The organism is Pseudoalteromonas sp. D15MCD-2, from assembly GCF_038562745.1.
GTDB lineage: Bacteria > Pseudomonadota > Gammaproteobacteria > Enterobacterales > Alteromonadaceae > Pseudoalteromonas.
The window spans coordinates 2,149,740-2,176,336 of the sequence record NZ_JBCFQE010000001.1 but is presented as its reverse complement, the minus strand read 5'-3'; the positions used below and the strand labels follow the sequence as shown (position 1 = coordinate 2,176,336).

The following is a 26,597-nucleotide window of genomic DNA, read 5'->3' as shown; positions in this document are numbered from 1 at the left end:
AAGGGTTTTATAAATTAGCCTAAATTTTGAAGGGTTAATTTTCTAAGCTTTCAACTTGCTTAGCTTGAATCGCTGTAAGGGCAATGGTGTAAACAATATCGTCTACTAATGCACCACGACTCAAGTCATTTACCGGCTTACGCATACCTTGCAGCATTGGGCCAATACTAATTAAATCGGCACTACGTTGTACGGCTTTATAGGTTGTATTACCCGTATTTAAATCAGGGAATACAAACACTGTTGCTTTACCTGCAACCGGGCTGTCTGGTGCTTTCTTAAGTGCTACGTTTTCCATAATTGCAGCGTCGTACTGAAGCGGGCCATCAATTACTAAATCAGGGCGCTTTTGCTGGGCAAGCTTAGTGGCTTCACGCACTTTTTCTACGTCAGCGCCTGAACCCGAAGTACCCGTACTGTAGCTGATCATTGCAACACGAGGTTCAATACCAAACGCAGCCGCTGAATCCGCTGATTGAATCGCGATATCGGCCAGTTGCTCTGCCGTTGGATCAGGGTTGATAGCACAGTCACCGTATACCAGAACTTGATCAGGTAACAACATAAAGAACACTGATGATACCAACGATGAACCCGGTGCAGTTTTAATTAACTGTAGCGGTGGGCGAATCGTATTCGCTGTAGTGTTAACAGCACCCGACACAAGGCCATCTACTTTGCCTTGCTCAAGCATCATAGTACCAAGCACCACGTTATCCAGTAATTGCTCTTGGGCAACCACTTCTGTTAAGCCTTTGTTTTTACGAATTTCGACCATAGGCGCAACGTAATCGTTGATCACATCACTTGGCTCAACAATGGTTACGTTATCGTTAAGCTCAACACCTTGTTGCTCAGCAATTCGTAAAATCTCTTCTTTGTCACCAAGTAGGATTGTTTTTGCAATGCCACGTTGACCACAAATTGCTGCGGCTTTAATCGTGCGCGGCTCATTACCTTCAGGTAAAACAACCGTTTTCTTCGCTTGACGGGCTTTATCTGTTAGTAAGAAGCGAAACGCTGGCGGAGACATTTTACGAGTTCGGCCAACACTTTGTGCCAGGCTGTCTAACCAGTCAGAGTCAATGTTACTAGCGTTGTGATCTTTTACTTTATCGATACGTTGGTCATCATCGCACGGTACTTCCATATTGAAGTTGTGCAGTAATAAAGACGTGCGCCACGTATCTTCTTGTGTTGCCAGGATTGGTAGGCCGGTATTCATAGCTTGTTCGCACAATTTCATAATGCGATCTTCAGGTTTAAAGCCACCGGTTAATAAAATAGCCCCAAGTTTGGTACCATTCATGGCTGATAAACAAGCGGCAACGAGTACATCAGAGCGATCGCCCGGAGTAACTAGTAATGCACCCGGGGTAAAGTGGCTTAAAATATTCGATACAGTGCGAGCACAGAAAGTAACGCGACGTAAACGACGATGAGCCATGTCGCCTTCGTTAATAACTTCGGCCTTTAGGTATTCACATAAATCACGCACACGTGGCGCTACTAGGTCGAAATCCCACGGGATTGAACCTAATAACTTAAATGGGTGTTTTCTGAAAATAGGCAGTGATGCTAAACGGTTTAATTCGTTTTCAAGTTGCTCAGGCTCATGGGCTTCAACAAGGTCTGCACGGGCGCGACCTTCGTCATCTAAAGGTGCATTAACTTTATTGAAAATACAACCTAGCACGCGAGGGTGGTTAACACCGCCATAGTTGCCTGAGGCAATTTCTAAACGGTCTTCAATTTGGTCGTTGCTATCGTTACTAGGTGTTAAAACAAAAACAATATCAGCACCCAGTGTTTGCGCGATTTCACGGTTTACACGGCCAGCATAAGGCTGACGACGTGTTGGAACCATACCTTCGATAATAGCAATTTCGTCTTCTTTAATGGTGCTTTCAAAGCGCTCTACGATTTCTTCTAGTAAATCGTCGCCTTTACCATCACCAATCATTTGCTCTGCATAGCTAAGCTCAAATGGTGTCGGCGGATTAATTGGCGAGCCATGGGTGACAATTTGCGTCGACTTTTCAGGACCTGTATCGCCAGAGCGTGGCTGTGCAATTGGTTTGAAAAAGTTCACTTTAAGCGCTTTTTGCTCAAGTGCACGCACTAAACCAACAGAAACAGATGTTAAACCAACCCCAGTCGAAATAGGGATCAACATAATTCTACGTGCCATATACTTAACCCTCCTTTGCAATGCGGGCTGCATCGTTAGCAATAACCCATTCTTCGTTAGTCGGGATCACAAACGCTTTAGCATGCGCTTGGCCTTTTGAAATTAAGCCTTCTTTACCAAAACGTGCCGCTAAGTTTGCAGCTTTGTCACACTCAAGGCCTAAAAAGCCTAATTGAGTGATTACTTTGTCACGAATGATGTCTGAGTTTTCACCAATACCACCGGTGAAAATAAGTGCATCAAGGCGTTGTACAGGTACTAAGAATGCGGCGATTTGCTTTGCTAAGCGGTAGCAGAAAATATCGAGTGCAAGGTTCGCCTGCGGGTGACCTTCAACAGCGGCTTCTTCAATAGTGCGACAGTCATTTGATAATTCACTAATACCTAACAAACCACTTTGCTTATTAAGTAAATCATCAATTTCTTGCACTGAATAATTTAGTTGCTGAGTTAAAAACGTGAATAAACCCGGGTCGATACTACCACTGCGGGTACCCATCACTAAGCCTTCAAGCGGTGTAAGGCCCATACTGGTATCAACACTCTTACCATCTTTAATCGCACATACCGAACAACCATTACCTAAATGTGCACTGATCACATTGGTTTGCTCGCGCTCTTTGCCGAGCATTTTTGCCGCTTCACCTGCAACATAATAATGGCTCGTGCCATGGAACCCATAACGTCTTACGCCGTGCTCTTTATAAAGCGAGTAAGGTAGGGCGTATAAGTAAGCAATATTTGGCATGCTTTGGTGAAATGCCGTATCAAATACAGCAATTTGTGGCAGCGCTGAGAACGCTTGCTGTGCAGTGCGAATGCCCAGTAAGTTGGCTGGGTTATGAAGTGGAGCAAGTGCGGCTGTTTTTTCGATAGCTGCAAGTACATCATCGTCAATAAGCACAGATTCGGTGAAATGCTCACCACCGTGCACAACACGATGACCCACAGCAATTAAATTATCTGCAAGGCCTAGCTTATTAACTAGCTTCACAAGCTCAGCAATTGCTGCATCGTGGGCTTGGCCCTTTGCAAGCTCAATAAGTTGTTTTTCACCATTGTATTTATATTTGATTGAAGGCGTGTCTGAGCCAAGGCGCTCAGCTAAACCAGAAATAACTTCGTCAGAAGTGGCGGCATCTAAAATGGCAAATTTTAAACTTGAACTACCACAGTTCAGTACTAAAACATGTTGTGGTGAGCAAAGGGGCGTCGACATAGCTAGGTCCTAAAAGTACGATATCAGTCAGTGTATATTAAGGCTTGATAATTAGAATTCTTTGCCAGTATAGTAAATAAGTATTTTGTTGCTACACTTAACAAAGCTAGGCTGTAATTATACTAAAGTCTGGTTGACTTAAGCCGATAACATTTTATCTCATTTAGACTTTAAACGTTAGTCTCCTAACCATTAATTTGGTATTAAAACTAGGACAGGTTTTGCAGGGATTGTATCCGGGAGTGTGTTACACTCGGTTGTGAAACAAGTTGAAAACCCTAGGAGTGATGATGCAAAAAGGTGTCATGTCACAAGTGCAAACAGGTCGTCAGTACGCTAAAAAATGGCCGATGCGACAAGAGCTCGCTCCATTGTTTGCCGAATTTAGAGTGATCAAGGCCACTGATCTGGCAATTACAGTGATGCCAATATTGGCAATGCTGACCGTTTTTATGCAAGTGAATTACTTAGGTAGTAATTATTTTCCGCAAGCTATCACTATCGCGATATTCTTTTTATCACTACCACTTCAAGGTTTGTTGTGGCTAGGCCGCCGTGCAGAAACCCGTTTAGAGCCAGCAATGCTAAGTTGGTATACCGAGCTGCACAGTAAAATGAAGGCGCATGGTTATCAGTCACAATTAACGACTGAAAAACCACGCTACACTGATTTAGCTCAATTATTAAAAGACATGTTCGAAAAAATGGACAAAGCCTTCACTAAAGAGCACTTCTAATCGCGAATAAACTGGCTCACATAAAACGATAACGTTACTTTTTGTGGGCCCTGTTGCTCTATCTGCTGCCAATGCTCTGGGCGAAACTTCCACGCAAACGGCGTCATCATAATTAAATGTTTAACCTCATCGACAGACAACAGTACCTGTTGCTCTAACAAGTTTATCGACTCTTTGCTGAAACCTGCTGGTGGCTCTATTTCTGTATGCGGTTTCACATCAGCATAAATAAACGCTTTTAACTCTTTAAGGTGCCAAGGGCCAGGGCTTGCAACAATTAAACTAGCTTGCGGTTTGGCAAGGCGAGCAAGTTCTTGTGCAAATAAAGGGGCAAACACACTAACAAGCACATCAGCCTGCGCATCTGCAAAAGGGGCTTGGCTAATCGACGCGACACTAAAATGCGCATTTTCGTAACGCTTAGCGGCGTATTTTACCGCGGGCTTAGAAATATCGACACCATATACATCGGCACTTGACTGCGCTGCAATTGCTTGAGTGTAAAAGCCTTCACCACAGCCTAAATCAATCACTGAACTTGGTTCGAGAGATGCCACTAGCTCTGCTAAAGCTTGCTGTAAAAACAAATAGTGTCCGGCACTTAAAAAAGCGCGGCGAGCTTGCACCATTTCAAGATTATCGCCTGGTTGTTTAGACTTTTTATTTTGCACGGGAAGTAAATTGACATAACCCTCTTTGGCGATATCAAAACTGTGGTTGTTGTCACAACGGTAAGTTTTGTCGTTTAGAGTAAGTTCAAGTTTGCAAAGCGGGCAGTGATAGTGAAGACTCATGAGTCTAAATAGTCCTTATCATAAAAGGTTTTAACCCAATGAGGGCGATATGTGATCATCAAGGTAATGGCCATGCCATTGAGCATTGCTTCAGGAAACCAAATTATGGCACACAGGATCAGATAGTTTTCTGAAATCTCAATAAAACTGTAATCACCAAGCAAGTAATAAAACACACCGCTGGTAAGTATTTTAATACAGGCGATAACAGCAGCGGTTAAAAACGCGCATAAAAAGATATAAATAAAAAAGTGTCTCGGCAGGTAGCTATAGCAAAGCACAAAACACAAATAGCTCAATGTAATTGGTAAAAAAGCAGTAAACAATAAATGCACTGGCAATATTGATACTGGCAACTGAGCGACTAATACCAAGAGTAAACTTGCAAGAAGGCTTGCAAAAATAGCCAGTCGCCAACCTAAAATTAGGGTCACTGCAGTGACCCCTAAAATATGCAATTCGAGGCCTGGCAATATCCCCGCTTTAATGCGCCACAGTACCGCAAGTACTAAAGCACATGCGAGCACACCAACTTGTCTTATTGGCGTTGCCAATAATTGTGATGCGCTTTGCTTATCAAAGCTGAGCCAAAGTATTAGAGCCACACAGCTCCACAAAGGGAGCTGCCATTGCAGAGTGTCTATCATGCGTTAAATGTTGACCAAATTGGCGCATGATCAGATGGTTTTTCGATACCACGTAATTCGTAATCGATACCAGACTCAACACAACGCTCAGCAAGAGCAGGGGTTGCTAAGATCACATCAATACGCAGACCGCGGTTGTCATCAAAACCTTTTGAGCGGTAATCAAACCACGAGTATTGCTCAGTTTTTTCTGGGTAAAGTTCACGGAAGGTATCTTTAAAGCCCCAGTTTAATAAAGTGCTTAACCATTCACGCTCTTCAGGTTGGAACGAACACTTACCTGTTTTTAACCAGCGTTTACGGTTTGGTTCACCAATACCAATGTCGAGATCGGTCGGTGAAATATTAATGTCGCCCATCACAATAACATCTTGCTCTGGCGTGTGGTTATCTTCTAAGTGAGTCATTAAATCTTTATAGAATTGACGCTTATAAGGGAATTTGGTTTCGTGGGCAATATTATCCCCTTGCGGGAAGTAGCCATTCATCACCGTTAGGTCACGACCATTTTCTTGTGTCACGGTAACACTGATCATACGACGCTGTGATTCGTCGGTATCGGTAGCAAAGCCTTTAACTACTGATTTCGGCTCTTGTTTACATAACATAGCCACGCCGTAATGCGCCTTTTGACCGTGAAAATAAACGTGATAACCCATTTTTTGCACATCTTCGAGAGGGAAGGCCTCATCATGTACTTTGATTTCTTGTAAGCCAATAATATCTGGTTGATGTTTATCAATTACGGCTTGCAATTGGTGTAAACGAGCGCGCAGGCCGTTAATGTTAAATGAGATTACCTTCATGGTGCACCTATTATTTTTGTTTCAGTGTTTAGCGCAATTCTATCATCAAACTAGGGCTTATTCATGAGCTAATTACGAAAATCAAATTGGGTAAATGTTGATCAATTGCTGCTTAATTTAAAAACATTGTTAACTCACTATTAATTATTAAATTAAATAAATAATTCAGTTGATCTACTGATTTTTGTTTATATAATGCGCGCAAACCATCCGTTCATATTATGTACTATTTAAAGGTAAACCATGAAAAAACAATTAGTGATGCTTTCTCTTGCATGTATCTCATTTGGCTCATTAGCAAGCAACCCGCACTACTTTTCAGCTGATAACCGTATTGAATCAAAGTTATGTAGCTTAAGTGCGAACGAAGGGTTTACCGCTGCACGTAAAGAAGCAGCAAAGCATGGCATTTCAATGTCACGTTTTTCAAAAAGCATTTTATGTAACGGCACTGACATCCGTGAAATTGCTAAAAAAGCACAATCACAAGAAGCAGCAAAAGCAGCTGTTGAAGTGTTTGCTAAAAATGAGCAAAAAGAAACTCAACTTTGCATCACTGCACTTAAAAAAGGTTTAACACCTGTGCGTGAAAAAATTGGTAACTTAAATACGTTAAAATGTAATGGCGAAGCAGTAACAGACTTCGTTAAGCGTTACCAAAACGCAGCTATCTAATAGCGGCATTTTTGTTGTTTGTAAAAAGCGCTCTTCGGAGCGCTTTTTTTATGAAAAAATTACAGCACTCTATGAAAAGCTTGCTAAACCATAGGCTTAACCCCAACTTAACCAGGCTGTAAGTGCTTGATTTTAGCCAATAAGGCATTTTGGCATTCAATTTGTAACAGTCGAAGTGAATCTAATCGACTACAAGGAAATGTCTTATGAACAAGTTAACTTTAGCATCAACAATTTTAGCAGCTTTAAGCCTTTCAGCATGTTCTGCAAGTAATTCGTTAGCAAAAATCGACAGCGATTTTGGCAGCCTAGATAATGACAATGATGGTTATATCTCTAAGGTAGAAGCTGACGATGATGCAATTTGGGATCATTTTTCAAATATCGATACCAATATGGATGAGCAAATCAGCCGTACTGAATTTAATGCATACATGCAATTAAATACGGGCAAGGTAGCAACTGATAGTGAGGTATCTGAATCAGCATTTAAAGCTGAAATCGCTAAATTTGACCCAATCGAAAATGACTTTAAATCGTTAGATAACGACAAAAATGGTTATGTTTCTATTGAAGAAGCCGATGACGACGATATCGCAAATCACTTTGGCTATATGGATAGTAACAAAGATAAGCGTGTAAGCCGCACTGAGTTTGTTAATTACATTAGCAAATATGGTAGCGACGTTGCCGAAGATGATGCCCTTGAAATGGTTAAAAATAGCTAATTTCAACATTCATTCATAAATATCCCCCAAAGCCAGTGTTTTACACTGGCTTTTTTACAATAATTTTTCCAACCTTGGCCGACTTCTGTCATAATAGAGCGTTAGTGATTTAAAATGACCTTTAGTAGCGATGGCCACAAAACGTATCAGTGATGAACAGTTAGTCGAAATCATAGAAGCCGCGATTTTTGTTGCTGGAAAACCTGTGTCTAAACGTCATTTAAAAGAGACAGTATTAGCTGATTTAAGCGTTTCTATGCCGCGCATTAATAATGCAATTGAACAAATTCAAACGCATTATCAAACCCGAGGCATTAAGCTTGTTGCAGTAGGCAGCGGTTACAGGTTTCAAGCCTGCGCTAGTTTAGCGCCTTGGCTGGCAAACTTATGGCAAGAGCGCGCACCTAAATACTCACGAGCACTACTAGAAACTTTATCCTTGATTGCCTATAGACAACCCATTACCCGTGGTGAAATTGAACAAGTACGGGGGGTCGCTGTTGGTTCAGGAATTATTAAAACCTTATTAGAAAGAGAGTGGGTTAGAGTTGTTGGCCATAAAGAGGTGCCCGGGCGCCCAGCGTTGTATGCCACAACATCCGCTTTCTTAGATTATTTTTCATTAGCTGGTTTAGATGAATTACCGCCGTTACCTGAACTTCAGGAGAGTAAAATCAACCAGTTATTGAGCGATCCTTCTGTGAGAGAACTATCTGAATGAGTAATGTAGAAACTGAAAAGTTACAAAAAGTATTAGCCCGTGCTGGCGTGGGTTCACGTCGTGAAATGGAAAAATACATCGATGCCAATCGTGTGAGCGTGAATGGTAAAGTGGCACGTTTAGGCGACCGTGTTGAAGCAACCGATGTAATTCGAGTTGACGGTCACGTAGTAAAAATTGAAGACAAAGCCGACCGTATTTGTCGAGTGCTTATGTATAACAAACCAGAAGGCGAGTTATGTACACGTAAAGACCCTGAAGGCCGTCGTACGGTATTTGATCGTCTACCACGTGTTGATGGCGAACGATGGATTGCAGTTGGCCGACTAGATATTAATACCGCTGGTTTAATGCTGTTTACTAACGATGGTGAACTTGCTAACCGTTTAATGCACCCAAGCTACGAAGTAGAGCGTGAGTACTCAGCTCGTGTGTTTGGTGAAGTGACTAACGAAACGCTACGCACTTTAACAAAAGGCGTTGAGCTTGAAGATGGTCCTGCAAAATTCTTAAACATCAAACCTATGGGTGGTGAAGGTATCAACCGTTGGTTCAATGTGACTTTAACAGAAGGTCGTAACCGCGAAGTACGTCGTTTATGGCAATCACAAGATGTTGAAGTATCGCGTCTTATCCGTATTCGTTACGGTAAGTTAGAGCTTGATAAGCGCTTGCCACAAGGTGGTTGGGCTGAGCTTGATTTAGACACGGTTAACTATTTACGTAAAACAGTACAACTAGGCCGCGAAACGCAAACTAAGCTGTCGGTTATTCCTGAAAAGCGTAAAGACAAGCGTGCTAAAATTAACCAAATCCGTAAGGCGGTTAAAAAGCACAATCAACGCGCTAAACAAACTAAGCGTCGTTAAAAACTATTTTCAAACTTGTTTGCAAGTAGAACACTTCACACTTGCAAACAGGCATAAAAAAAGCAGCGATATCGCTGCTTTTTTTGTTTCACAATGCTAATTAAGCATTTTCAACAGCTGTACGTGGGTCAACATATTCCATGTTGAAAGCTTCAGCTACTTCTTTATATGTAACTTTACCTTTGATCACGTTTAAGCCTTTTAAGAAGTTTGCATCGTCAAGAAGTGCTTTCTTATAGCCTTTGTTAGCAAGGTTGATGATGAACGGTAATGTTGCATTGTTAAGTGCGAACGTAGAAGTACGTGGAACAGCACCTGGCATGTTAGCAACACAGTAGTGAACAACGTCATCAACGATGTAAGTAGGATCAGCGTGAGTTGTTGCTTTAGAAGTTGCGATACAACCACCTTGGTCGATTGCAACGTCAACGATTGCAGAACCAGGCTTCATTGCTTTGATGTGCTCAGCTGTTACTAGTTTAGGCGCTGCTGCACCTGGGATTAGTACGCCACCGATCACAAGGTCAGCTTCTAGTACGTGTTTTTCTAGTGCGTCAGCAGTAGAGTAGATAGCTTTAACTTTATTACCGAACTGTGCGTCTAATGCACGTAGTACGTCGATGTTACGGTCAAGAACAACAACGTCAGCACCTAGACCAACAGCCATTTGCGCTGCGCTACGACCAACCATGCCGCCGCCGATAACAACAACTTTAGCTGGCTCAACACCTGGTACACCACCAAGTAACATACCACGGCCGTGGTTTGATTTTTCAAGCGCTTGTGCACCAGCTTGGATAGACATACGACCAGCAACTTCACTCATAGGAGCAAGAAGAGGTAAACCGCCACGTGAATCAGTTACTGTTTCGTAAGCGATACACACTGCGCCACTTTTAACTAGGTCTTCAGTTTGTGGAAGATCCGGTGCTAAGTGAAGGTAAGTAAATAGAATTTGGTCTTCGCGTAACATTGCACGCTCAACAGCTTGTGGCTCTTTTACTTTAACGATCATTTCAGCTTTAGCAAAAACGTCTGCTGCTGTTGGTAAAATTTCAGCACCAGCTGCAACATAATCTTCGTTAGTGAAGCCAATGCCCATACCAGCATCAGTTTCAACAAACACTTGGTGGCCATGGTTTACTAGTTCACGAACACTCGCAGGAACCATACCTACACGGTATTCATGGTTTTTGATTTCTTTAGGTACACCAATAATCATAGTTTTTCGCCTTAATAGAACGGGATAAAATTTTTGACTATTATATTCATGACCAGCCAGTGTGTCTCACCTTTTTTAAGTGCTATTCTAGTGATATAATCTAAAAATACATTTTAAACAGTGCAAAACTCTGGTTTGGCTTATGCATCAATTACTCGACAGAATAGACCGTAAAATTTTAATGGAATTACAGCTCGATGGTCGGATCTCTAACGTAGAGCTGGCAAGGCGTGTAGGGCTAAGTGCCACCCCTTGTTTGGAGCGGGTAAAAAAGCTCGAAAGAGAGGGTTATATACTCGGATATAAAGCAGTAGTGGATCCTGCTAAACTTGGGCAAGGTTTGTCGGTTTATGTAGAAGTAACCATCACTAAAACCTCACCAGATGTTTTTGAAGAGTTTAACGCTGCAGTTAAAAAGCACGACGAAATAATTGAGTGCCATCTCGTGTCGGGTAATTTCGACTTTTTATTAAAAACACGTGTAAATGATATGTCGGAATATCGTAATGTACTGGGTGATATTCTACTAAAACTACCAAATGTCAGTGAAAGCCGAACTTATGTGGTAATGGAAGAAGTAAAAGGTGAAGAAGGGGTCATTATTCGCCCATATATTGCCTAAACTGTTAAAATACATATTGAGTAACAAAAACTTGTTCATTATCAGTCCATCAAGGCTAAGATAAAGTGCATCAAACGGCATTTCCTGCTAAGGTATTTCACTGCTAATCGATCAGTAAAGAATAATAAGGAATAGGGAGCTATGCGCCTAAATGGTGTTCAAAGACTGTTAGAAACGGGGCTAATCATCAGCACCTTTGCTGCAGTATTTATTTTATGTGCATTAATCAGTTTTGATCCTGCGGACCCTTCATGGTCGCAAACCGGTGAATTTGTTAATGTTAAGAATATTACCGGCACAGCGGGAGCTTGGGTTGCAGATATCCTATTACTCACTTTTGGCTGGCTTGCTTATTTAGTGCCTGTTGCTATTCAATTGTTCGGTTATTTATTGTTTAAACAGCCACACCGTATTTTCCAGCTAGATTACACCACGCTTGCCTTACGTGTTATTGGTTTTGCGCTGTTTATTACTTCAGCGACAGCTATCAGCAGCATTAATTTTGATGATATTTATAACTTCTCATCTGGTGGGGTAGTGGGGGATGTTATTGCTACAGCAATGATGCCTACCTTTAATTTTACCGGCACCTCAATTTTACTACTGTGTTTTTTCTTTGCTGGTTTAACCCTATTAACCGGTATTTCGTGGGTGCAATTTGTCGATTTTGTCGGCAAGTGGGTAATGAAAGCATTCTACTTTTTACGTGAGCAATTTTCTGCTTGGCTGCATCGTGAAAAAGAAGCCGTTAAAGATATTGCTACTACAGAGCCTGACGCTAACTTTGTAGAGCCAGAAAACGAGCCAGCTATTAGCTTTAATGATTCAGATGAAGAAGAACCAAAGCCTACTAAGGCTAAGCAAAAGCCTGCTGAAAAAGCCGATGATGACTTTAAAGGCTTTGATGAACTAGACGATATTCTTGACCAAGAAATTGGTTTCAGTGCCCTTGATGATGAATCATTCGATACCGTATCGGCACTGAATGCGCTTGATCAGAGCCCAGTCGTTGAGCCAGAAAAACCTGTTACAACGGTTGTTTCGCCTGCGCGCCCTATGCCTAAACCAAAACCTGCATATGAGCCACCACCAACGGCAAAAGAAAAATTTGAAGCACTGCTTGAAGAGCAGCCGCCTACAAACCCGTTACCATCACTTGATTTATTAGACCGCCCAGATAAAGCGAAAAACCCATTATCTCAAGAAGAGCTTGATGGTATTTCGCGTTTAGTTGAAACCAAATTACTTGATTTTAACATTCAAGCTGCGGTTGTGGGTGTTTACCCAGGTCCGGTTGTAACGCGTTTTGAGCTTGATTTAGCGCCGGGTATTAAAGTAGCTAAAATCACTGGCCTAGCGAAAGATTTAGCACGTTCACTGTCTGCTGTAAGCGTACGTGTGGTAGAAGTTATTCCGGGTAAAACCTATGTTGGTTTAGAGCTGCCAAACAAACACCGTGAAATAGTGCGTTTAAGTGAAGTTATTAACGCGCCTAAGTTCGAATCAAACCCATCACCACTGACTATGGTGTTAGGTAAAGACATTGCTGGCGAGCCGGTATGCGCTGACCTTGGCAAAATGCCACATTTACTTGTTGCGGGTACCACAGGTTCAGGTAAGTCAGTGGGCGTTAATGTAATGATATTAAGCTTACTGTACAAATCGGGCCCTGATGATGTTCGTATGATCATGATCGACCCGAAAATGCTTGAACTTTCTGTGTACGAAGGCATCCCACATTTATTATGTGAAGTTGTTACCGACATGAAAGAAGCAGCCAATGCATTGCGTTGGTGTGTAGGCGAAATGGAACGTCGTTATAAGCTGATGTCGGCACTTGGTGTGCGTAATTTAAAAGGTTACAACCAAAAAGTGTTGGATGCCAAAGAAGCGGGTCAACCGATTCTAGATCCACTCTTTAAAGACACCGACGGTATGGCCGATGGCCCTGAAGAGCTAGATAAACTACCAAGTATTGTGGTGGTTATTGACGAATTTGCCGACATGATGATGATCGTGGGTAAAAAAGTGGAAGAGCTTATTGCACGTATCGCGCAAAAAGCCCGTGCTGCAGGTATTCACTTAGTGCTAGCAACACAACGCCCATCGGTTGACGTAATTACAGGTTTGATTAAAGCGAATATTCCAACCCGTATGGCGTTCCAAGTTTCAAGTAAAATTGACTCGCGTACCATTTTAGATCAGCAAGGTGCTGAAAACTTACTTGGTATGGGTGACATGCTTTACTTACCGCCGGGTACCAGTGTACCTGTGCGTGTGCATGGCGCGTTTGTTGATGACCACGAAGTTCATGCGGTTGTAGACGATTGGAAAAAACGTGGCAAACCAAATTATATTGATGAAATTTTAAGTGGCGATGCTACAGAAGAAATTTTACTACCAGGAGAAACCAGTGAAGACGGTGATGAAGAGTCAGATCCGCTTTACGATGAAGCAGTATCATTTGTAATTGAAACCGGCAAAGTGTCGGTATCGAGTGTACAGCGTAAGCTTCGTGTAGGTTATAACCGCGCAGCACGCTTAGTTGAACAAATGGAAACATCAGGCATTGTTAGCGCACCAGGACACAACGGTGCCCGCGAAGTCTTAGTGCCAAATGGTGGAGCAAATTAATGAAAAAAATTAAATACCTAGCCCTAATTATGGGTTGTTTATTAAGCGGTCAAAGTTTTGCAGACGACAGCGAAGCGTTGCAACAACAACTGGCTGCGATTAAAAGTTTTAAAGCAGAGTTTTCACAGCAGGTTACCGATTCGCAAGGCGAAGCTATTATGCAAGGTGAGGGGAATATAGCCCTTCAGCAACCTATGATGATTCGCTGGCAACAGCAAAGCCCAGACGATACCTTGTTTGTATCAAATGGCGACAAAACGTATTACTTCGACAGCTTTGCTGAGCAAGTAACGATTATGAATACCCACAGCCTGATTGATTCAACTCCGTTTGTATTGTTGACTTCAAAAGATCCAGAGCAATGGGCTAAATACCAAGTTGTGGCAACCGATGCAGGTTTCAGCGTCACGCCAAATAAAGGCGTTGAGAGCCAAGTTGAAAAGTTAGACATTCGCTTTAATGCTCAAGAGCAAGGTCTAGCATCACTGACAGTATTAGATACCTCTGGTCAACAGTCTTTATTTACCTTTAAAGATGCTAAAGTAAACGAAGCACTTGCAACTCAAACCTTTGAGTTTACTATTCCTGAAGGCGTTGAAGTTGACGACCAAAGCCAAGGTGATTAAGGCTTGAGTAATCTCGGATTTAATTTTGGTCCTGATGTGCGCCCACTTGCGGCGCGCATGCGACCCGAAACACTCAATGACTACATAGGTCAGCAGCACCTTTTAAGCCCCGATAAACCTCTTTACCAAGCGATTCTTGCAGGTCGATGCCACAGCCTCATTTTGTGGGGGCCGCCAGGCGTTGGTAAAACCACCTTAGCGCAGATTATTGCAAATCATGCCGACGCCAGTCTTATTCAAATGTCGGCAGTCACAGCGGGTGTAAAAGACATTCGTGAGGCCGTAAGCGAAGCAAAAGCAAACCTTGCCGGGCGAGGGCAACGAACCTTATTGTTTGTTGACGAAGTGCATCGCTTTAATAAATCTCAGCAAGATGCATTTTTACCACATATTGAAGACGGTACTTTTATTTTTGTTGGCGCGACCACCGAAAACCCATCATTTGCACTTAATAACGCGATACTGTCTCGTGCCCGTGTATATGTATTAAAAGCACTTGAACAAGCCGATTTATTTAACGTAATTGAACGCGCCTTACGTGAAGACGTAGAGCTCAGCCAAAAAAATATAGACATTGCCGATAATGCTAAACAAGCGCTTTGCCAAGCAAGTGATGGCGATGCACGTAAAGTACTTAACCTGTTAGAGCAAGCGGTTGATTTAACCACGGAGCAGCAGGGTAAATACCTTGTTGATCAACATGTTTTAAGCCAAGTTCTACCAACTCACTTAGCCAAGTACGACAAAGGCGGCGATGAGTTTTACGACTTGATTTCAGCGTTTCATAAGTCTGTACGGGGTAGTTCACCTGATGGCGCTTTATATTGGTACTGCCGTATTTTAGCAGGGGGCGGCGACCCGCTTTATGTGGCTAGGCGTTTATTAGCGATTGCTACAGAAGATATTGGCAATGCCGATCCGCGAGCAATGGAAGTGGCACTCAACGCGTGGGATATTTTTCAACGTGTTGGCCCCAGTGAAGGTGAGCGCGCTATTGCACAAGCCACCATTTATTTAGCCAGTGCTCCGAAAAGTAACGCTGTGTATATGGCGTTTAATCAAGCTATGCAAGATGCTAAAAATGAGCCGAGCCATCCGGTGCCAGAGCATTTACGCAATGCACCAACTAGCTTAATGAAAGATTTGGGTTATGGCGCTGAATATCGTTATGCACACAATGAAGAAGGTGCGTTTGCAGCAGGCGAAAAGTATTTTCCTGAGGCAATTCATGATCGCCAGTATTACTTTCCAACCGATCGCGGGCTTGAACAAAAAATAAAACAAAAGCTGGACTATTTAACTCAGCGTAACGAGCAAAGTGATATTAAACGTTATGAATAGTTTGAAACTTTACATGATGATTGCAATGGGTGGCGCTTCAGGGGCATGTTTACGCTATTTTCTTAGCGAAACCATGCTAAAACTGCTCGGTAGGGGATTCCCTTTTGGCACGTTGACAGTTAATATTCTTGGTTCATTGTTAATGGGCATTTTATACGGCTTGATTGAAAAAGAAATAATCGCTGTTAGCCCCGCTAAAACCTTAATTGGTATTGGCTTTTTAGGTGCATTGACCACCTTTTCAACATTCTCAATGGATTCGTTGTTGCTCTTGCAACAAGGTCACTTTTTTAAAATGGCCCTCAATATCACCTTAAACGTGGTGGTGTGTATATTTATGGCTTGGCTGGGCCTTCAGCTGGTAATGCAAAAAGGTTAAAAATCGAACATGTTAGATTCTAAATATTTACGTCAAGATATCGAACAAGCGGCTGCACGTTTAGCATCACGCGGTTACGAACTTGATACTGCAGCGGTAACTGCACTTGAAGAAAAACGCAAAACATTACAAGTAAAAACGCAAGAACTTCAAAGCGAGCGTAATGCAAGTTCCAAAGCTATCGGCCAAGCAAAAGCGAAAGGCGAGCACGAAAAAGCACAACAGCTGCTTGATTCAGTCAGTAATCTTGGCGACCAACTAGACAGCGTTAAAGCAGAGCAAGACGCAGTACTTGAAGAGCTTAAGCAAATTGCACTTGCTATTCCAAACTTACCTGATGAGTCAGTACCAGTAGGTGAAGACGAAGATCAAAACGTTGAAATCTCAACCTGGGGTACGCCTAAGTCGTATGACTTTGAAGTAAAAGATCACGTTGATGTTGGTCAAGACGTAAACGGCCTAGACTTTGAAATGGGCGTTAAAATCAGTGGCGCGCGTTTTACTGTTATGCGCGGTCAAGTTGCACGTATGCACCGTGCTCTTACTCAGTTCATGCTTGATACGCACACAGAGCAAAACGGCTATACAGAAATGTATGTGCCTTACCTTGTTAATAGCGCAAGCTTATACGGCACTAGCCAATTACCTAAGTTTGCTGGTGACTTATTCCACACATTAGGTTTAGTGGATGACGACGGTCAGCAACAACCAGGTTTTAGCTTAATTCCTACAGCTGAAGTACCGCTTACGAACAGTGCTCGCGACGAAATTTACGACGAAAGCGACTTACCAATTCGTTTAACAGCGCATACGCCTTGTTTCCGTAGTGAAGCAGGTAGCTATGGCCGTGATACACGTGGTCTTATTCGTCAGCACCAATTCGACAAAGTTGAATTAGTACAACTAGTAAAACCAGAAGATTCAATGCAAGCGTTAGAAGAGCTAACAGGCCATGCTGAGCAAATCTTACAAGCATTAGAACTTCCATACCGTAAAGTAATTTTATGTACGGGTGATATGGGCTTTGGCGCAGCAAAAACTTACGATTTAGAAGTATGGTTACCTGCACAAAACACCTATCGTGAAATCTCATCATGTTCAAACATGGTTGATTTCCAAGCGCGTCGTATGCAAGCGCGTTTCCGTCGTCAAGGCGAGAAAAAGCCAGAGCTACTTCATACACTAAATGGTTCAGGTTTAGCGGTTGGTCGTACACTGGTAGCAATTTTAGAGAACTACCAACAAGCAGACGGCTCGATTGTGGTACCAGAAGTATTACGCCCTTACATGGGTGGCTTAGAAGTTATTAAATAATTTTAATGCTATTGAGTTTATAGGCCGCATCGGGAAACTATGCGGCCTTTTTGTTGCCTAAAATCTATTAAAATATAAAGTGGATCTAAACCTGAACAATTAACGTATTCAAAGCATAAAGTTAATAGTGTGAAGCAATATGAGTAATAAACAAAAGTCTGTGCCAACATCACGATTTTCACGCGCTGCTCGGCTTGGCTCTTTAGCTGGTAAAGTCGCAGGTAATATGTTGTTTGAAGGCACAAAAGCTTGGGCGACGGGCAAGCAAACATCACGACAAGAGTTACTGTTACAGCCAAAAAATATTCAGCGCTTTGCAGAGCAGCTTGCAAATCTGCGTGGGGCTGCAATGAAATTGGGGCAGCTGTTATCCATGGATAGTGGTGAATTACTCACTCCTGAGCTATCTGCAATTTTAGCAAGACTGCGTGCAGAAGCGACAGCTATGCCGCAAAAGCAGCTTGTTAAAGTAATGCGTGAGCATTGGGGTGATGCGTGGTTAGAGCAATTATCGCATTTTGAACTCAGACCATTTGCTGCGGCATCAATAGGGCAAGTGCATATTGCTTATCGAGAATCGGGCGAAAAGTTAGCAGTTAAAGTGCAATACCCCGGTATTGCAAAAGGTATTGCTAGTGATGTTGATAACTTAGCTTACCTTCTGAAACTCAGTGGCTTATTACCCAAAGAGGTAGAAATACAGCCTCTTATCGATGAAGCAAAACAACAGCTTATTAACGAAGCTGACTACGAATTAGAAGCTAATTATTTAAAACGCTACAGCGAGTGTTTAAAAGGCGACGACAATTACCTTATTCCTAATGTAGTAGATTCGCTTAGTTCTTCTCAAGTATTAGTCATGAGTTTTGTTGAAGGACAAGAGCTAGATGAACTGGCAAACACCGAGCAAGCGCTACGTAATAAAGCGGTTGAACAGTTACTCAGCCTATTTTTACGTGAATTATTTAGCTTTAAACTAGTTCAAACAGATCCAAACTTTGCTAATTATCAATATCAAATCGACAATCAACGCGTAGTGCTTTTAGATTTTGGCGCTACCCGCGAACTACCTCAGCATATTAGTGATGGTTATTTAAAATTATTATCTTCCGCGATTAGTAACGACAGAGCAGGCGTTGCAGCAGCAGCACAGCAAATTGGCTATTTTCAACAAGGGCTTGCTCAAGAATATATAGATAATGTCGTTGATATATTTCTACTCGCCTGCGAGCCTTTGCGCTACCAAGGTGAGTATGATTTTGCGAATAGCGACTTACCAAAACGCATAAAAGAACTCGGCCTTAAAATGAGCACCGCCTCAGAGCATTGGCACGCACCACCCGTAGATGCTCTGTTCGTTCACAGAAAACTAGCAGGCCTGTTTTTAATTGCTGCAAAGCTAGGTGCAAAAGTGAATGTGAACAATATTTTTAAGGAGTTTGAAGTACAGAGAGATAAATAATTGAACGGGAGTTTGGGTAACTTTTTCTGCCCCAAAATGAGTGACGAGCGTATTTTCTGAATATCTTTAAGTACTAATAAAAAAATTAGGGTTGGCGATGCCTTAAGTTATTTGTTACTAATAGACTTATTAATACATGCGCGTAACATCTGCAGAAAGATACGGGACGAGCGCACTATAAAATTGTTATGTGCTAGGAGGTTTCCGTTGCGTGTCGCTTTGCTTTTGATATTGATTATTCTTTTCGGATGCTCAGAGCAACAAAATATTGATATTCAAGCAATCAAAGAGGCGAAAGACGCGTGGAATGTAAAAATTGGCGCCCAACTTCAAGCATCTACTGACTATTCTGATTTAGAAGTTTGGCTAAATGCTCATGCTATGAAAAATGATATGCAAAAAAACTTTGGTGGTGATTCAAATTCAGCCGAATTAGAGAGATTAAAAAGCAAGATAGACCCTAATTGCTATACCAGTTTGTTTTTGCGCTTTGCAGTGACTGATTCATCCCAAGTGGTAAGTCATAAAATTAGTGCTACTCAAGTATGTAGGTATAAATAAAGCACATAAAAACGCATCAATGAATGGACGTCTAAAGCTTGGCTGGCGCTCATTCCTCGCTAATTTTAGCAAGCTTAATCCGCTCATTATGCGGGCTTTGGCTCTAATAGGTCAGTGATGGATATACCAATTGAAGATGAATTAAAATCTATTTGTATTGAGATAGTTAACCAAGACTACTCAACTCATCAATGGCTTGAAATAGAGTCGAGCGATATGTTTCAGTCTCCATCGTTTGTTGGTGGCTTTGACGCTGATGAATTGGAGTTCTGCTTTAGTTATTTCGATGAGAATCGCACTGAATTTTGGTTTCAGTTTACTTTAGACCAAGCAAAGTCAATTTCAAAAGGTGAAAGCGTTAAGTTGTCTGGTTTAAAATCTGAATAAAAACACATAACAAGTGCCCAAACCAAAGGACGCAAAACAGCAGGCTTGCGCTCCTTCGTCGCTAATTTTAGCCTGCTAAGCAAACGATATGTGTATAGGAGGTTGAGGTGACACACGGAGGAGGTGGGGCATTATACCTACTACTTATTTTGTTATTAGTATCTCTACCTGTCACCTTGATTTGGCTATTTCATGGGCAAGGTAATGCTAGAAAGAGGCGTGCTATAGGTTTCTCTCAAATAGGCATTTTCGCTATAGCAATAATATTATTCTTTTCTGGTGTCAGTTACCTTCAAAATATTGGGTTAGTCGCTGGTTTTATTGTTTTGATAACTATGTTGATCACACCCGTAGTATTTAAAAACAGAATGTAATATACACTTAACAAGGCCGTTAAACCGTGGGCACAAAACAGCAGGCTTGTGCTTCTTCGTCACCAATTTTAGCCTGCTATTTTGTGCCGTTTACGGCAAGCGTTATATTGCAAGGGGAGCTATGCGTAATCTAATCATTATTTTAGTCGCTTCGGCACTAATATCTTGCGTTGGAATTCCTGCTGAAATTTTAAAATCCAAATCAGCTGAGTATCAATTTCCTATTCTGGCTAGTACCGAAAGTACAATCGTATATCTAATATCTCCTGTTGCATACCAAGAACCGAGTGCTTACCAACAAGTAAAAGTTAACGGCATTAATAGTAAGCTATATTTTGGAGCCTACAGTTCAATTACATTAGCCGAAGATGCAACTATACAATATCGCTTTAATCACAATTCAAACTTGGTTGGTGCTGGTCAATGGAATCAACTTAAAGTAGTAGCTAATAAAAATGAGCTATTTTATGTATTAAAGAATGGTTTATTTACTCAAGTATCTAAAGAGCAAGCTGTCGCTCACATTGTAACCATTGAATATCGGTATTGTGAATATAAACCAAAGCCTTGTGAGCCAATGGTTTACAATGCAATATAACAATCGCATTAAGGGTGGGCACAAAAAGTTTGACTTGCGCTCCTTTGCGCTAATTTTAGCCAAGCATTATCCGCCCTCTATGCGGCGTTAGGGTTACAATCAGGCAATGAAGTGGACTGAACCTTGGGTTAAATCAATCCAAAATCAAGAAAGATATAGCCTTATTTCAAAAGGGATCTTAATCAGCTACCTTATTTGGACGTTGTTTTTCGTTTTTTTGGCAGTTGTAAGTCTGTTGACTAAAGATGACTTTATCAATCATCTTGTTAAAACAATTTGGATTGCGCCTGTAGGAGGTTTCATTTTAGCTTGGGGCATGTATACGATCAGGTGGCTGTCACCAGTTAAAATTGATTCCGGCCCCAAAGGTATTATTAGAATCAAAGCAGATAATATAACTTCGATACCTTGGGAGCTAATATCTTCGTATAGTTTTATTGTTGACGGCATAGTTTTTAAGTTTACAGATGATAGTGATATTACATTTTTATTACCTAAAGATATAGATCGAGATTTAATAGCAAAAGAACTTGAAGCACACTCAATCAAAAAAGGTGCTTTATAACCTTAACAAGGTAATTAAATCGAACACAAAACATCAGGCAGTGTCTGCTCCAAATTGTAGCCTGCTATTTTGTTCCGTTTATCACGGCGTTAGGCATCAAGGAAAGTATGGGCGATAATATGAAGGTCGGAGATTGGGTCAGAAGCTATGGTTCAGGGATATGGAGAGTTCATCGAATTCTAGAACTCAATGATTTTGATATTCAAAGTCAAACTAACAAACCTAGAACTGTGGTTTTCTCTTCACGCTTTGTAAACGACTCTTATAAGCGATCCTTTGCAACAGAATGCTGTGATTCAACATTTGTTTATCATTTGCAACAAGCCGAGCGAGATGAACTCGATTCATTTATCAATCAAAATCCTTATTTATATACTAAATTCAATGCTTATAAACCAAAACCCATTGACGCTATTTACAACGCAAAAATAAATATTCCAGTTTCAAAAAGTAAACCTGAGTTAGAAGATTTCTTAATTAGTTACCAATCATTATTTTTAGAGCAACTCTTTTGTCAGTTGCATTCTTCAGGTTTAGTTTCAAGTGATAACAAAGGCTGGACAGCACAATTTGTAGCTAAAGATCATGAGGCTGTTGATGGTAAATTAGTGTATAGCTTTTCAACGTTATTGACGTTTTAGATTTTATAGAAACTAAGAATAGTATGTAAGTTTTTGATAGGGATAAGGAAAAATGGTCGGCATAGCAGGATTTGAACCTGCGACCCCTGACACCCCATGTTATTCTTCAATATTTACCTAAAGCTATGATATTTATAAAACAATTTTGGTTTTAGACCGTTATCTATAGGGTGAAAATCAGTACTTTTGCGAATTTTAGAACCTTATAGAACAAGTAGTTAGAGTGCTTGTTACAAATGCTGTTTGTAATAAAATCTTTAAAATTCACGAAGATAATCCATTAGATAAACTAAGTTTAAAAATCCGTAGCTAAATCATTTCATATTTCACTTTTGGATCCTTCAGATTTTCACTACACTGTACATGTGTACAGTACTTGGTTTTTTGTTTTTATGTTCGTTATTCCAATCTATATTGAAGCCGGTATTACAGGATTTGAATCGCCTGCAGCTCAGTACAAAGAGCTTGGCCTTTCACTAGACCAACTATTAATTAAACACCCTGATGCTACTTTTATTGGTATGGCTTCAGGCCAGTCTATGCAGGGAGTGGGGATATATGATGGAGATTTACTTTTAGTTGATAGGGCGATAGATGTGAGCAACGGTGATATTGTTGTTGCAAGTTACAATGGGTGCTTTGTTTGCAAGATCATAGATAAAGACAATAGATTGTTATTATCAGCTTCTGATGAGTTTAAGCCAGTGTATGTTTCACCTGAAGATGACTTCTCTCTTGAAGGTGTAGTTATAAGAAGCATTAGACTTCATAAGCCATGTGCTGAGTTTCAAATGAGAGAGTTGTAGGTTTTTTTAATTGCTCATAACCTAAAACGAGTAAATGCTAAAGGTCTGCTATGAGCAAAAAGTAGACGGCTAGAAAACTCGTTTTTGCCCAATCTAACTTAATGGATGTAAAAGAAGCAAAGTAATACCAAAAATCTCCTTTATGAGAAATACCTAACCGTTTTGGGTTAATTTATGAATTTCCTGCTAATAACAGATTTATAAATAAGTGTTTGCTATTTTAATTAAGCAAAACTAATGTTTGTTGATGGTTATTATTTTAAAGTGACTTTACCCCATAATCATTTCGGAAACCTAAAAACAACAAAGGGATATTTATGTCTAATTCTGCTAGTGAAACTTCACCAAAATTGCTCTTACTTGCACTTATAGCACTTGCTTTTGCGTGTGTCGGTGGTGTTTATTATTTATGGTTTAAAGGCGTTGGAGTCGGTTTTGGTGGAACAACTGAAACATGGGCTCACTTTGGTAGTTTTTTTGGTGGTACACTTGGCCCTGCACTCTCGTTTTTCTCGTTTTTAGGAGTTATTTATACGGTTTATTTACAATCTAAAAGTAATAAAGAACAGGCACTTGCTAATGAACAAGCTGCAATGGCAATAAAGTCATCGGAGCAACTAGCGAAAGACAATTTAAAAGAACAAAAAAAATTACACTTAAATCAGATCGAACATGATAAACAGCAACAAATTTTAGGCTTTTTAAATGGGTTATTTAATGATCTTGATCAAGCTGGTGTTGGTGCAATCTCAGACTTCGTACCTAGGGAAAGCGGTGTGCTTCCTAAAATTGGCCCGTATTTCAATGCATATTTCTGGAAATTAAAGAAGACAGCTCCAACAATAAAAAGGCTTAGGGATGAACTAAATAAAGAAAGTGCTGAATTAATAATCTTACTAATAGATATAACGATAGGGCAACTTTCTAATTTTCAAAATCAAATAAGAATAGATGGACATATATTTACAAATCAAGATGATATTGGTGACACATTAATGTATTTAGCTGAAGCTGAAGGTGCTTTTCATAAAAACAAAAAATATCTTGAAGCTAAATTTGGTATTTTAGATAATGGAAATTAAAAAATAATATGCAAACAACACTTTTAAAAAAGATCTTACTTATTTTATAGGTTTGCCTTCCTAGTAGTGTGAAAATAATCACCAATCAGCAGCTGCATCAGAACAAATTTCTCTACGCTGAGTTTGTCCGCTGAGTTGGGAGAACTCACTGTACCTATTGGTATAGGGCTGAACTACAGTTTAACTATCAATATTTCAAATATAATTTAGATTTTACTTTATTTATATTTACTAACGAATAGAAAGCTTCAGTCAGCTTAATATATTGCTAATAAATAAAAACCCGCTATTTAGCGGGTTTTATTAGATTACTCTGAAACTCAGAAGTTAACAGTGAGATTTGGTACTTGTACCCACTCAGTCTCTTTTCCAAATTCTGTGTAAACCTTTGTAGATTTACTATCTGAGTGACCCATACGGCTTTGAGGATCATTACCTTGAGCTTTGATTAGACGCGCTGAAAGGCCACGTATTTCATGATATGTAGGGCGTTCCTCTGGCTTTAAGTGGTCATATAAACCTAACTCATCTCGAATTTTAGAAAACTCTTTACTGATATTTTTACTTACTATTTGAGTAACGTGATTAACAAGAGAACTCGTAGGATTAGAGTTTTTCTTTGGTATTTTATGAACAACATAAGGAGATAAAATACGATCTCTGCTGTTCTCGATAATTGCTTTTATCGCGTCGTTTATAGGAATAATCACGTGTGAAGCTTCACTTTTATGAGTTTTTTGGCGATGAATAGCTAATTCGCCATAAACAGTACCAAATTGATCTTTCTTTGGTTGTTTATACCAAATGCAACCGCAACGGCCTGGTTCGGCTTTTTTCAATTTGTATTCAATTTTCGACACTTCTAAAACAGCATGTGTAGTTTGCATAGTTAAATCCATAGCTGTTCTTAACCATAACGGAGCTTTATCGCGGATCTTTATGAACCCTTCAAGATCTAAAGCTCTACGTTGTTTCTTTGCTTTTGGCTTTTTAATTTTTAACGCTGCTGGGTTTTCCGTCATATAGCCACTATCCTTCGCATAGTCGAAAACGAGTTCCAAAAAGCCAAGTTTTCGATTATATACATTGTTACTAGCACCTTCATGATTAACCTCTAGGTATTTAGTTACATGAGCTAGAGTTATTTGTTTACAAGGCATTTTAAAGAAGTTTTTAATACGTTGAGCATCATTTTTCCATGTTGAAAGTAAGTTTTCTCCAGGAGTTTTGTCTAATATCATTCGTTCAATAATTGAATCGATGATAGTGTTTAAACTTGATTGTGCAGGTTTATCACTCGTCAGCTTATCGAGTAATGGAGTGCAACGAGTAAGACGGTTATATTCCTGAGCAATTATGATCGCTTCTGTTCTTTTTTGACTGATTATTACTCGCCTGCCATCAGTAAGCTTCAATTGATAACCACAGTTCTTAACAAAGTATAAGAATGGTGGTAAGTCTCTGTTTTTATTTAGTCTTTTTGCTGCACACATTTTATTCCCTACCAGCTAGGTTCATTGCTATTGCTAAAGCAGTTGCTTTTGTATGTGAATTAGAATACGGCAACTGATCTTCATAAATATAAAGTTCCTCATAAGGGCCCATTAACTGACCACTAATAAATCCAATGTTGACCCATGCCTTAAGTGTCTTAGTGCATGGTTTTGAACATTCGGTATAAAACATTAGTGCCCAAAGTTGTGCTTTCATTAGTCTTGGCATTTTACTTATTACCTTTAAATTTATAGAGTCATTGCCCATTTGTATTTTCCTAAAAAACATATATATTTTATTCATAAATTATTGTATTTTAAGGGTTCTTTACTGCGAAGCTCAGCTCAAAACCCTTTAGCAAAGAAGGTTAAAGTTTTCTTCAAAATAGGCTTTTTCATCTCACTTATGAGCAGATTTAAACTCATCCAATGTTTATTTTTGTCATCAATACACAATTCTGTATGGCTTGAAATTTTGACTGTATTAATCATTTTATTTCCTAAATTAAGTTTTTAATTTGCAGCAAGTGTTATCGCAACATTGCTTGTTTAGTAATTCGACAAAACAAAATATTTTTTAAAAAAAAATTTACTAAACATAGAATAAAACTCTCAAGCTGTTGATTATGAATGGTTTTTATTTTTAAAAAATTTCCATCGCTTGTGCTTATTTAACTTGAGTACAAAAGAGAGGATTGATGATGAAGACAAATTTTATAAGAGAATATCAACGAGCGAGTAAATCGCCTTGGAATGATAATTCTACTATTTTGCTATTAGCGGATATTGATGAAGAGCCTACAAGTGGTTCTATTGAGTTTGGTTTTAGTCATTACATTTACCTACACAGAGATAGGGTAGGCAGTGTATTGGGTATAAGCATCTCAAAGCAGCTTTTTGATGATAATCCTGATTTTTCAGGGCGCTATTTAGATGGTGTAGAAATGTATGCTTTTTTGCTTCTATACATTGAGCAAATAAAAGAATTCTGTCATTTATTTTCAGCGGAGTTCGAAGCGATATTTTTAATTAAACCAACAACCTTCTTCAGTCACGCTGAAGAGAGCTGGTTAGAAATCATCGAAAAAAGTTAAAACTGGCGA

At 40.2% G+C, this 26,597-nt stretch carries 28 protein-coding genes; 20 read left to right on the top strand and 8 right to left on the bottom strand.

The genetic code is table 11. The features are described from left to right. Positions 1–34: 34 nt before the first annotated feature. Positions 35–2,191, bottom strand: coding sequence for a phosphate acetyltransferase (gene pta, locus AADY36_RS09930; protein WP_054561268.1), 2,157 nt, complete (start codon positions 2,189–2,191; stop codon positions 35–37). Positions 2,192–2,195: 4 nt separating this feature from the next. Beyond that, positions 2,196–3,410: an acetate kinase gene (locus AADY36_RS09925; protein ID WP_342408926.1), complete on the bottom strand. Its 1,215-nt coding sequence runs from the start codon at positions 3,408–3,410 to the stop codon at positions 2,196–2,198. Positions 3,411–3,700: 290 nt separating this feature from the next. Here AADY36_RS09925 and yfbV point away from each other — a divergent pair, with 290 nt between their 5' ends. Beyond that, complete coding sequence (yfbV, locus tag AADY36_RS09920) at positions 3,701–4,147, top strand: terminus macrodomain insulation protein YfbV (protein ID WP_342408925.1); 447 nt, start codon at positions 3,701–3,703, stop codon at positions 4,145–4,147. On the opposite strand, the gene AADY36_RS09915 is transcribed toward yfbV, so the two are convergent. From AADY36_RS09915 to xthA, 3 genes are read right to left on the bottom strand one after another with little or no spacing between them, the layout of a single operon-like run. Continuing rightward, the gene (locus tag AADY36_RS09915) at positions 4,144–4,941 is read right to left on the bottom strand and encodes a putative RNA methyltransferase (RefSeq protein ID WP_285221297.1); all 798 of its coding nucleotides are present in this window, start codon (positions 4,939–4,941) and stop codon (positions 4,144–4,146) included. The two genes, yfbV and AADY36_RS09915, sit on opposite strands and share 4 nt — an antisense overlap. Then, complete coding sequence (locus tag AADY36_RS09910; RefSeq protein WP_152996508.1) at positions 4,938–5,588, bottom strand: energy-coupling factor ABC transporter permease; 651 nt, start codon at positions 5,586–5,588, stop codon at positions 4,938–4,940. The genes AADY36_RS09915 and AADY36_RS09910 overlap by 4 nt, the downstream gene beginning before the upstream one ends. After that, positions 5,585–6,394, bottom strand: coding sequence for an exodeoxyribonuclease III (gene xthA / locus AADY36_RS09905; RefSeq protein ID WP_054552965.1), 810 nt, complete (start codon positions 6,392–6,394; stop codon positions 5,585–5,587). The genes AADY36_RS09910 and xthA overlap by 4 nt, the downstream gene beginning before the upstream one ends. Before the next feature lie 243 nt (positions 6,395–6,637). On the opposite strand from xthA, the gene AADY36_RS09900 reads away from it, so the two are divergent. The 4 genes from AADY36_RS09900 to rluB all read left to right on the top strand — a co-directional run bounded on the left by AADY36_RS09900 (position 6,638) and on the right by rluB (position 9,387). Continuing rightward, entirely contained in the window at positions 6,638–7,069 is a 432-nt protein-coding gene (locus tag AADY36_RS09900) for a hypothetical protein (RefSeq protein WP_054561271.1), read from the top strand. A 206-nt stretch (positions 7,070–7,275) separates the two neighbouring features. Then, positions 7,276–7,797: an EF-hand domain-containing protein gene (locus tag AADY36_RS09895; protein WP_054561272.1), complete on the top strand. Its 522-nt coding sequence runs from the start codon at positions 7,276–7,278 to the stop codon at positions 7,795–7,797. Positions 7,798–7,927: 130 nt separating this feature from the next. After that, complete coding sequence (scpB, locus tag AADY36_RS09890; RefSeq protein WP_054552968.1) at positions 7,928–8,518, top strand: SMC-Scp complex subunit ScpB; 591 nt, start codon at positions 7,928–7,930, stop codon at positions 8,516–8,518. Further along, positions 8,515–9,387, top strand: coding sequence for a 23S rRNA pseudouridine(2605) synthase RluB (gene rluB, locus AADY36_RS09885; RefSeq protein ID WP_055198703.1), 873 nt, complete (start codon positions 8,515–8,517; stop codon positions 9,385–9,387). Before scpB ends, rluB begins: the two co-directional genes overlap by 4 nt. A gap of 100 nt (positions 9,388–9,487) precedes the next feature. On the opposite strand, the gene ald is transcribed toward rluB, so the two are convergent. Continuing rightward, a complete protein-coding gene (gene ald / locus AADY36_RS09880; RefSeq protein ID WP_054561274.1) occupies positions 9,488–10,609 on the bottom strand; it encodes an alanine dehydrogenase in 1,122 nt (373 codons plus the stop codon). A gap of 142 nt (positions 10,610–10,751) precedes the next feature. On the opposite strand from ald, the gene lrp reads away from it, so the two are divergent. The 14 genes from lrp (at position 10,752) to AADY36_RS09810 (ending at position 24,001) form a co-directional block, all read left to right on the top strand. Beyond that, positions 10,752–11,231, top strand: a complete 480-nt coding sequence (gene lrp / locus AADY36_RS09875; RefSeq protein WP_054552971.1) for a leucine-responsive transcriptional regulator Lrp — start codon at positions 10,752–10,754, stop codon at positions 11,229–11,231. Positions 11,232–11,372: 141 nt separating this feature from the next. After that, entirely contained in the window at positions 11,373–13,865 is a 2,493-nt protein-coding gene (locus AADY36_RS09870; protein ID WP_342408924.1) for a DNA translocase FtsK, read from the top strand. Further along, positions 13,865–14,491, top strand: coding sequence for an outer membrane lipoprotein chaperone LolA (gene lolA, locus AADY36_RS09865; RefSeq protein WP_054561276.1), 627 nt, complete (start codon positions 13,865–13,867; stop codon positions 14,489–14,491). The genes AADY36_RS09870 and lolA overlap by 1 nt, the downstream gene beginning before the upstream one ends. A gap of 3 nt (positions 14,492–14,494) precedes the next feature. Further along, positions 14,495–15,832 carry a replication-associated recombination protein A gene (locus AADY36_RS09860; RefSeq protein WP_055198701.1) on the top strand — a complete coding sequence of 446 codons (1,338 nt, stop codon included), beginning with the start codon at positions 14,495–14,497 and terminating at the stop codon, positions 15,830–15,832. Continuing rightward, positions 15,825–16,211: a fluoride efflux transporter CrcB gene (crcB, locus tag AADY36_RS09855; RefSeq protein WP_082389253.1), complete on the top strand. Its 387-nt coding sequence runs from the start codon at positions 15,825–15,827 to the stop codon at positions 16,209–16,211. The genes AADY36_RS09860 and crcB overlap by 8 nt, the downstream gene beginning before the upstream one ends. 9 nt (positions 16,212–16,220) lie before the next feature. Continuing rightward, the gene (gene serS / locus AADY36_RS09850) at positions 16,221–17,525 is read left to right on the top strand and encodes a serine--tRNA ligase (protein ID WP_054552975.1); all 1,305 of its coding nucleotides are present in this window, start codon (positions 16,221–16,223) and stop codon (positions 17,523–17,525) included. A gap of 139 nt (positions 17,526–17,664) precedes the next feature. Further along, positions 17,665–18,987 (top strand): ABC1 kinase family protein, encoded by a 1,323-nt coding sequence (locus AADY36_RS09845; RefSeq protein WP_342408923.1) that lies wholly within the window; start codon positions 17,665–17,667, stop codon positions 18,985–18,987. 207 nt (positions 18,988–19,194) lie between these two features. Beyond that, positions 19,195–19,548 carry a hypothetical protein gene (locus AADY36_RS09840; RefSeq protein ID WP_239964236.1) on the top strand — a complete coding sequence of 118 codons (354 nt, stop codon included), beginning with the start codon at positions 19,195–19,197 and terminating at the stop codon, positions 19,546–19,548. A 117-nt stretch (positions 19,549–19,665) separates the two neighbouring features. Further along, positions 19,666–19,935, top strand: a complete 270-nt coding sequence (locus AADY36_RS09835) for a hypothetical protein (protein WP_239964235.1) — start codon at positions 19,666–19,668, stop codon at positions 19,933–19,935. 495 nt (positions 19,936–20,430) lie between these two features. After that, the gene (locus tag AADY36_RS09830; RefSeq protein ID WP_239964233.1) at positions 20,431–20,907 is read left to right on the top strand and encodes a hypothetical protein; all 477 of its coding nucleotides are present in this window, start codon (positions 20,431–20,433) and stop codon (positions 20,905–20,907) included. 106 nt (positions 20,908–21,013) lie between these two features. Next, on the top strand, positions 21,014–21,472 hold the full coding sequence (locus AADY36_RS09825; RefSeq protein WP_342408922.1) for a hypothetical protein: 459 nt from the start codon (positions 21,014–21,016) through the stop codon (positions 21,470–21,472). A gap of 107 nt (positions 21,473–21,579) precedes the next feature. Further along, positions 21,580–22,113, top strand: a complete 534-nt coding sequence (locus AADY36_RS09820; protein WP_342408921.1) for a hypothetical protein — start codon at positions 21,580–21,582, stop codon at positions 22,111–22,113. A 392-nt stretch (positions 22,114–22,505) separates the two neighbouring features. Beyond that, positions 22,506–22,919 carry a LexA family protein gene (locus AADY36_RS09815; protein WP_342408920.1) on the top strand — a complete coding sequence of 138 codons (414 nt, stop codon included), beginning with the start codon at positions 22,506–22,508 and terminating at the stop codon, positions 22,917–22,919. A gap of 317 nt (positions 22,920–23,236) precedes the next feature. Then, positions 23,237–24,001: a hypothetical protein gene (locus AADY36_RS09810; RefSeq protein ID WP_239964226.1), complete on the top strand. Its 765-nt coding sequence runs from the start codon at positions 23,237–23,239 to the stop codon at positions 23,999–24,001. A gap of 320 nt (positions 24,002–24,321) precedes the next feature. On the opposite strand, the gene AADY36_RS09805 is transcribed toward AADY36_RS09810, so the two are convergent. After that, on the bottom strand, positions 24,322–25,494 hold the full coding sequence (locus tag AADY36_RS09805) for a tyrosine-type recombinase/integrase (RefSeq protein ID WP_342408919.1): 1,173 nt from the start codon (positions 25,492–25,494) through the stop codon (positions 24,322–24,324). A 1-nt stretch (position 25,495) separates the two neighbouring features. Next, positions 25,496–25,762, bottom strand: a complete 267-nt coding sequence (locus AADY36_RS09800; protein WP_342408918.1) for a hypothetical protein — start codon at positions 25,760–25,762, stop codon at positions 25,496–25,498. Between the two features lie 430 nt (positions 25,763–26,192). Between AADY36_RS09800 and AADY36_RS09795 the strand changes: the two genes are divergently transcribed. Continuing rightward, entirely contained in the window at positions 26,193–26,588 is a 396-nt protein-coding gene (locus tag AADY36_RS09795) for a hypothetical protein (RefSeq protein ID WP_342408916.1), read from the top strand. The last annotated feature ends 9 nt before the right edge of the window (positions 26,589–26,597 follow it).

Coding starts and splice junctions, on each gene's coding strand:
- pta (WP_054561268.1), bottom strand. CDS start 2,191: ATGGCACGTAGAATTATGTTGATCCCTATTTCGACTGGGGTTGGTTTA.
- AADY36_RS09925 (WP_342408926.1), bottom strand. CDS start 3,410: ATGTCGACGCCCCTTTGCTCACCACAACATGTTTTAGTACTGAACTGT.
- yfbV (WP_342408925.1), top strand. CDS start 3,701: ATGCAAAAAGGTGTCATGTCACAAGTGCAAACAGGTCGTCAGTACGCT.
- AADY36_RS09915 (WP_285221297.1), bottom strand. CDS start 4,941: ATGAGTCTTCACTATCACTGCCCGCTTTGCAAACTTGAACTTACTCTA.
- AADY36_RS09910 (WP_152996508.1), bottom strand. CDS start 5,588: ATGATAGACACTCTGCAATGGCAGCTCCCTTTGTGGAGCTGTGTGGCT.
- xthA (WP_054552965.1), bottom strand. CDS start 6,394: ATGAAGGTAATCTCATTTAACATTAACGGCCTGCGCGCTCGTTTACAC.
- AADY36_RS09900 (WP_054561271.1), top strand. CDS start 6,638: ATGAAAAAACAATTAGTGATGCTTTCTCTTGCATGTATCTCATTTGGC.
- AADY36_RS09895 (WP_054561272.1), top strand. CDS start 7,276: ATGAACAAGTTAACTTTAGCATCAACAATTTTAGCAGCTTTAAGCCTT.
- scpB (WP_054552968.1), top strand. CDS start 7,928: ATGGCCACAAAACGTATCAGTGATGAACAGTTAGTCGAAATCATAGAA.
- rluB (WP_055198703.1), top strand. CDS start 8,515: ATGAGTAATGTAGAAACTGAAAAGTTACAAAAAGTATTAGCCCGTGCT.
- ald (WP_054561274.1), bottom strand. CDS start 10,609: ATGATTATTGGTGTACCTAAAGAAATCAAAAACCATGAATACCGTGTA.
- lrp (WP_054552971.1), top strand. CDS start 10,752: ATGCATCAATTACTCGACAGAATAGACCGTAAAATTTTAATGGAATTA.
- AADY36_RS09870 (WP_342408924.1), top strand. CDS start 11,373: ATGCGCCTAAATGGTGTTCAAAGACTGTTAGAAACGGGGCTAATCATC.
- lolA (WP_054561276.1), top strand. CDS start 13,865: ATGAAAAAAATTAAATACCTAGCCCTAATTATGGGTTGTTTATTAAGC.
- crcB (WP_082389253.1), top strand. CDS start 15,825: ATGAATAGTTTGAAACTTTACATGATGATTGCAATGGGTGGCGCTTCA.
- serS (WP_054552975.1), top strand. CDS start 16,221: ATGTTAGATTCTAAATATTTACGTCAAGATATCGAACAAGCGGCTGCA.
- AADY36_RS09845 (WP_342408923.1), top strand. CDS start 17,665: ATGAGTAATAAACAAAAGTCTGTGCCAACATCACGATTTTCACGCGCT.
- AADY36_RS09835 (WP_239964235.1), top strand. CDS start 19,666: ATGGATATACCAATTGAAGATGAATTAAAATCTATTTGTATTGAGATA.
- AADY36_RS09830 (WP_239964233.1), top strand. CDS start 20,431: ATGCGTAATCTAATCATTATTTTAGTCGCTTCGGCACTAATATCTTGC.
- AADY36_RS09825 (WP_342408922.1), top strand. CDS start 21,014: ATGAAGTGGACTGAACCTTGGGTTAAATCAATCCAAAATCAAGAAAGA.
- AADY36_RS09820 (WP_342408921.1), top strand. CDS start 21,580: ATGGGCGATAATATGAAGGTCGGAGATTGGGTCAGAAGCTATGGTTCA.
- AADY36_RS09815 (WP_342408920.1), top strand. CDS start 22,506: ATGTTCGTTATTCCAATCTATATTGAAGCCGGTATTACAGGATTTGAA.
- AADY36_RS09810 (WP_239964226.1), top strand. CDS start 23,237: ATGTCTAATTCTGCTAGTGAAACTTCACCAAAATTGCTCTTACTTGCA.
- AADY36_RS09805 (WP_342408919.1), bottom strand. CDS start 25,494: ATGTGTGCAGCAAAAAGACTAAATAAAAACAGAGACTTACCACCATTC.
- AADY36_RS09800 (WP_342408918.1), bottom strand. CDS start 25,762: ATGGGCAATGACTCTATAAATTTAAAGGTAATAAGTAAAATGCCAAGA.
- AADY36_RS09795 (WP_342408916.1), top strand. CDS start 26,193: ATGATGAAGACAAATTTTATAAGAGAATATCAACGAGCGAGTAAATCG.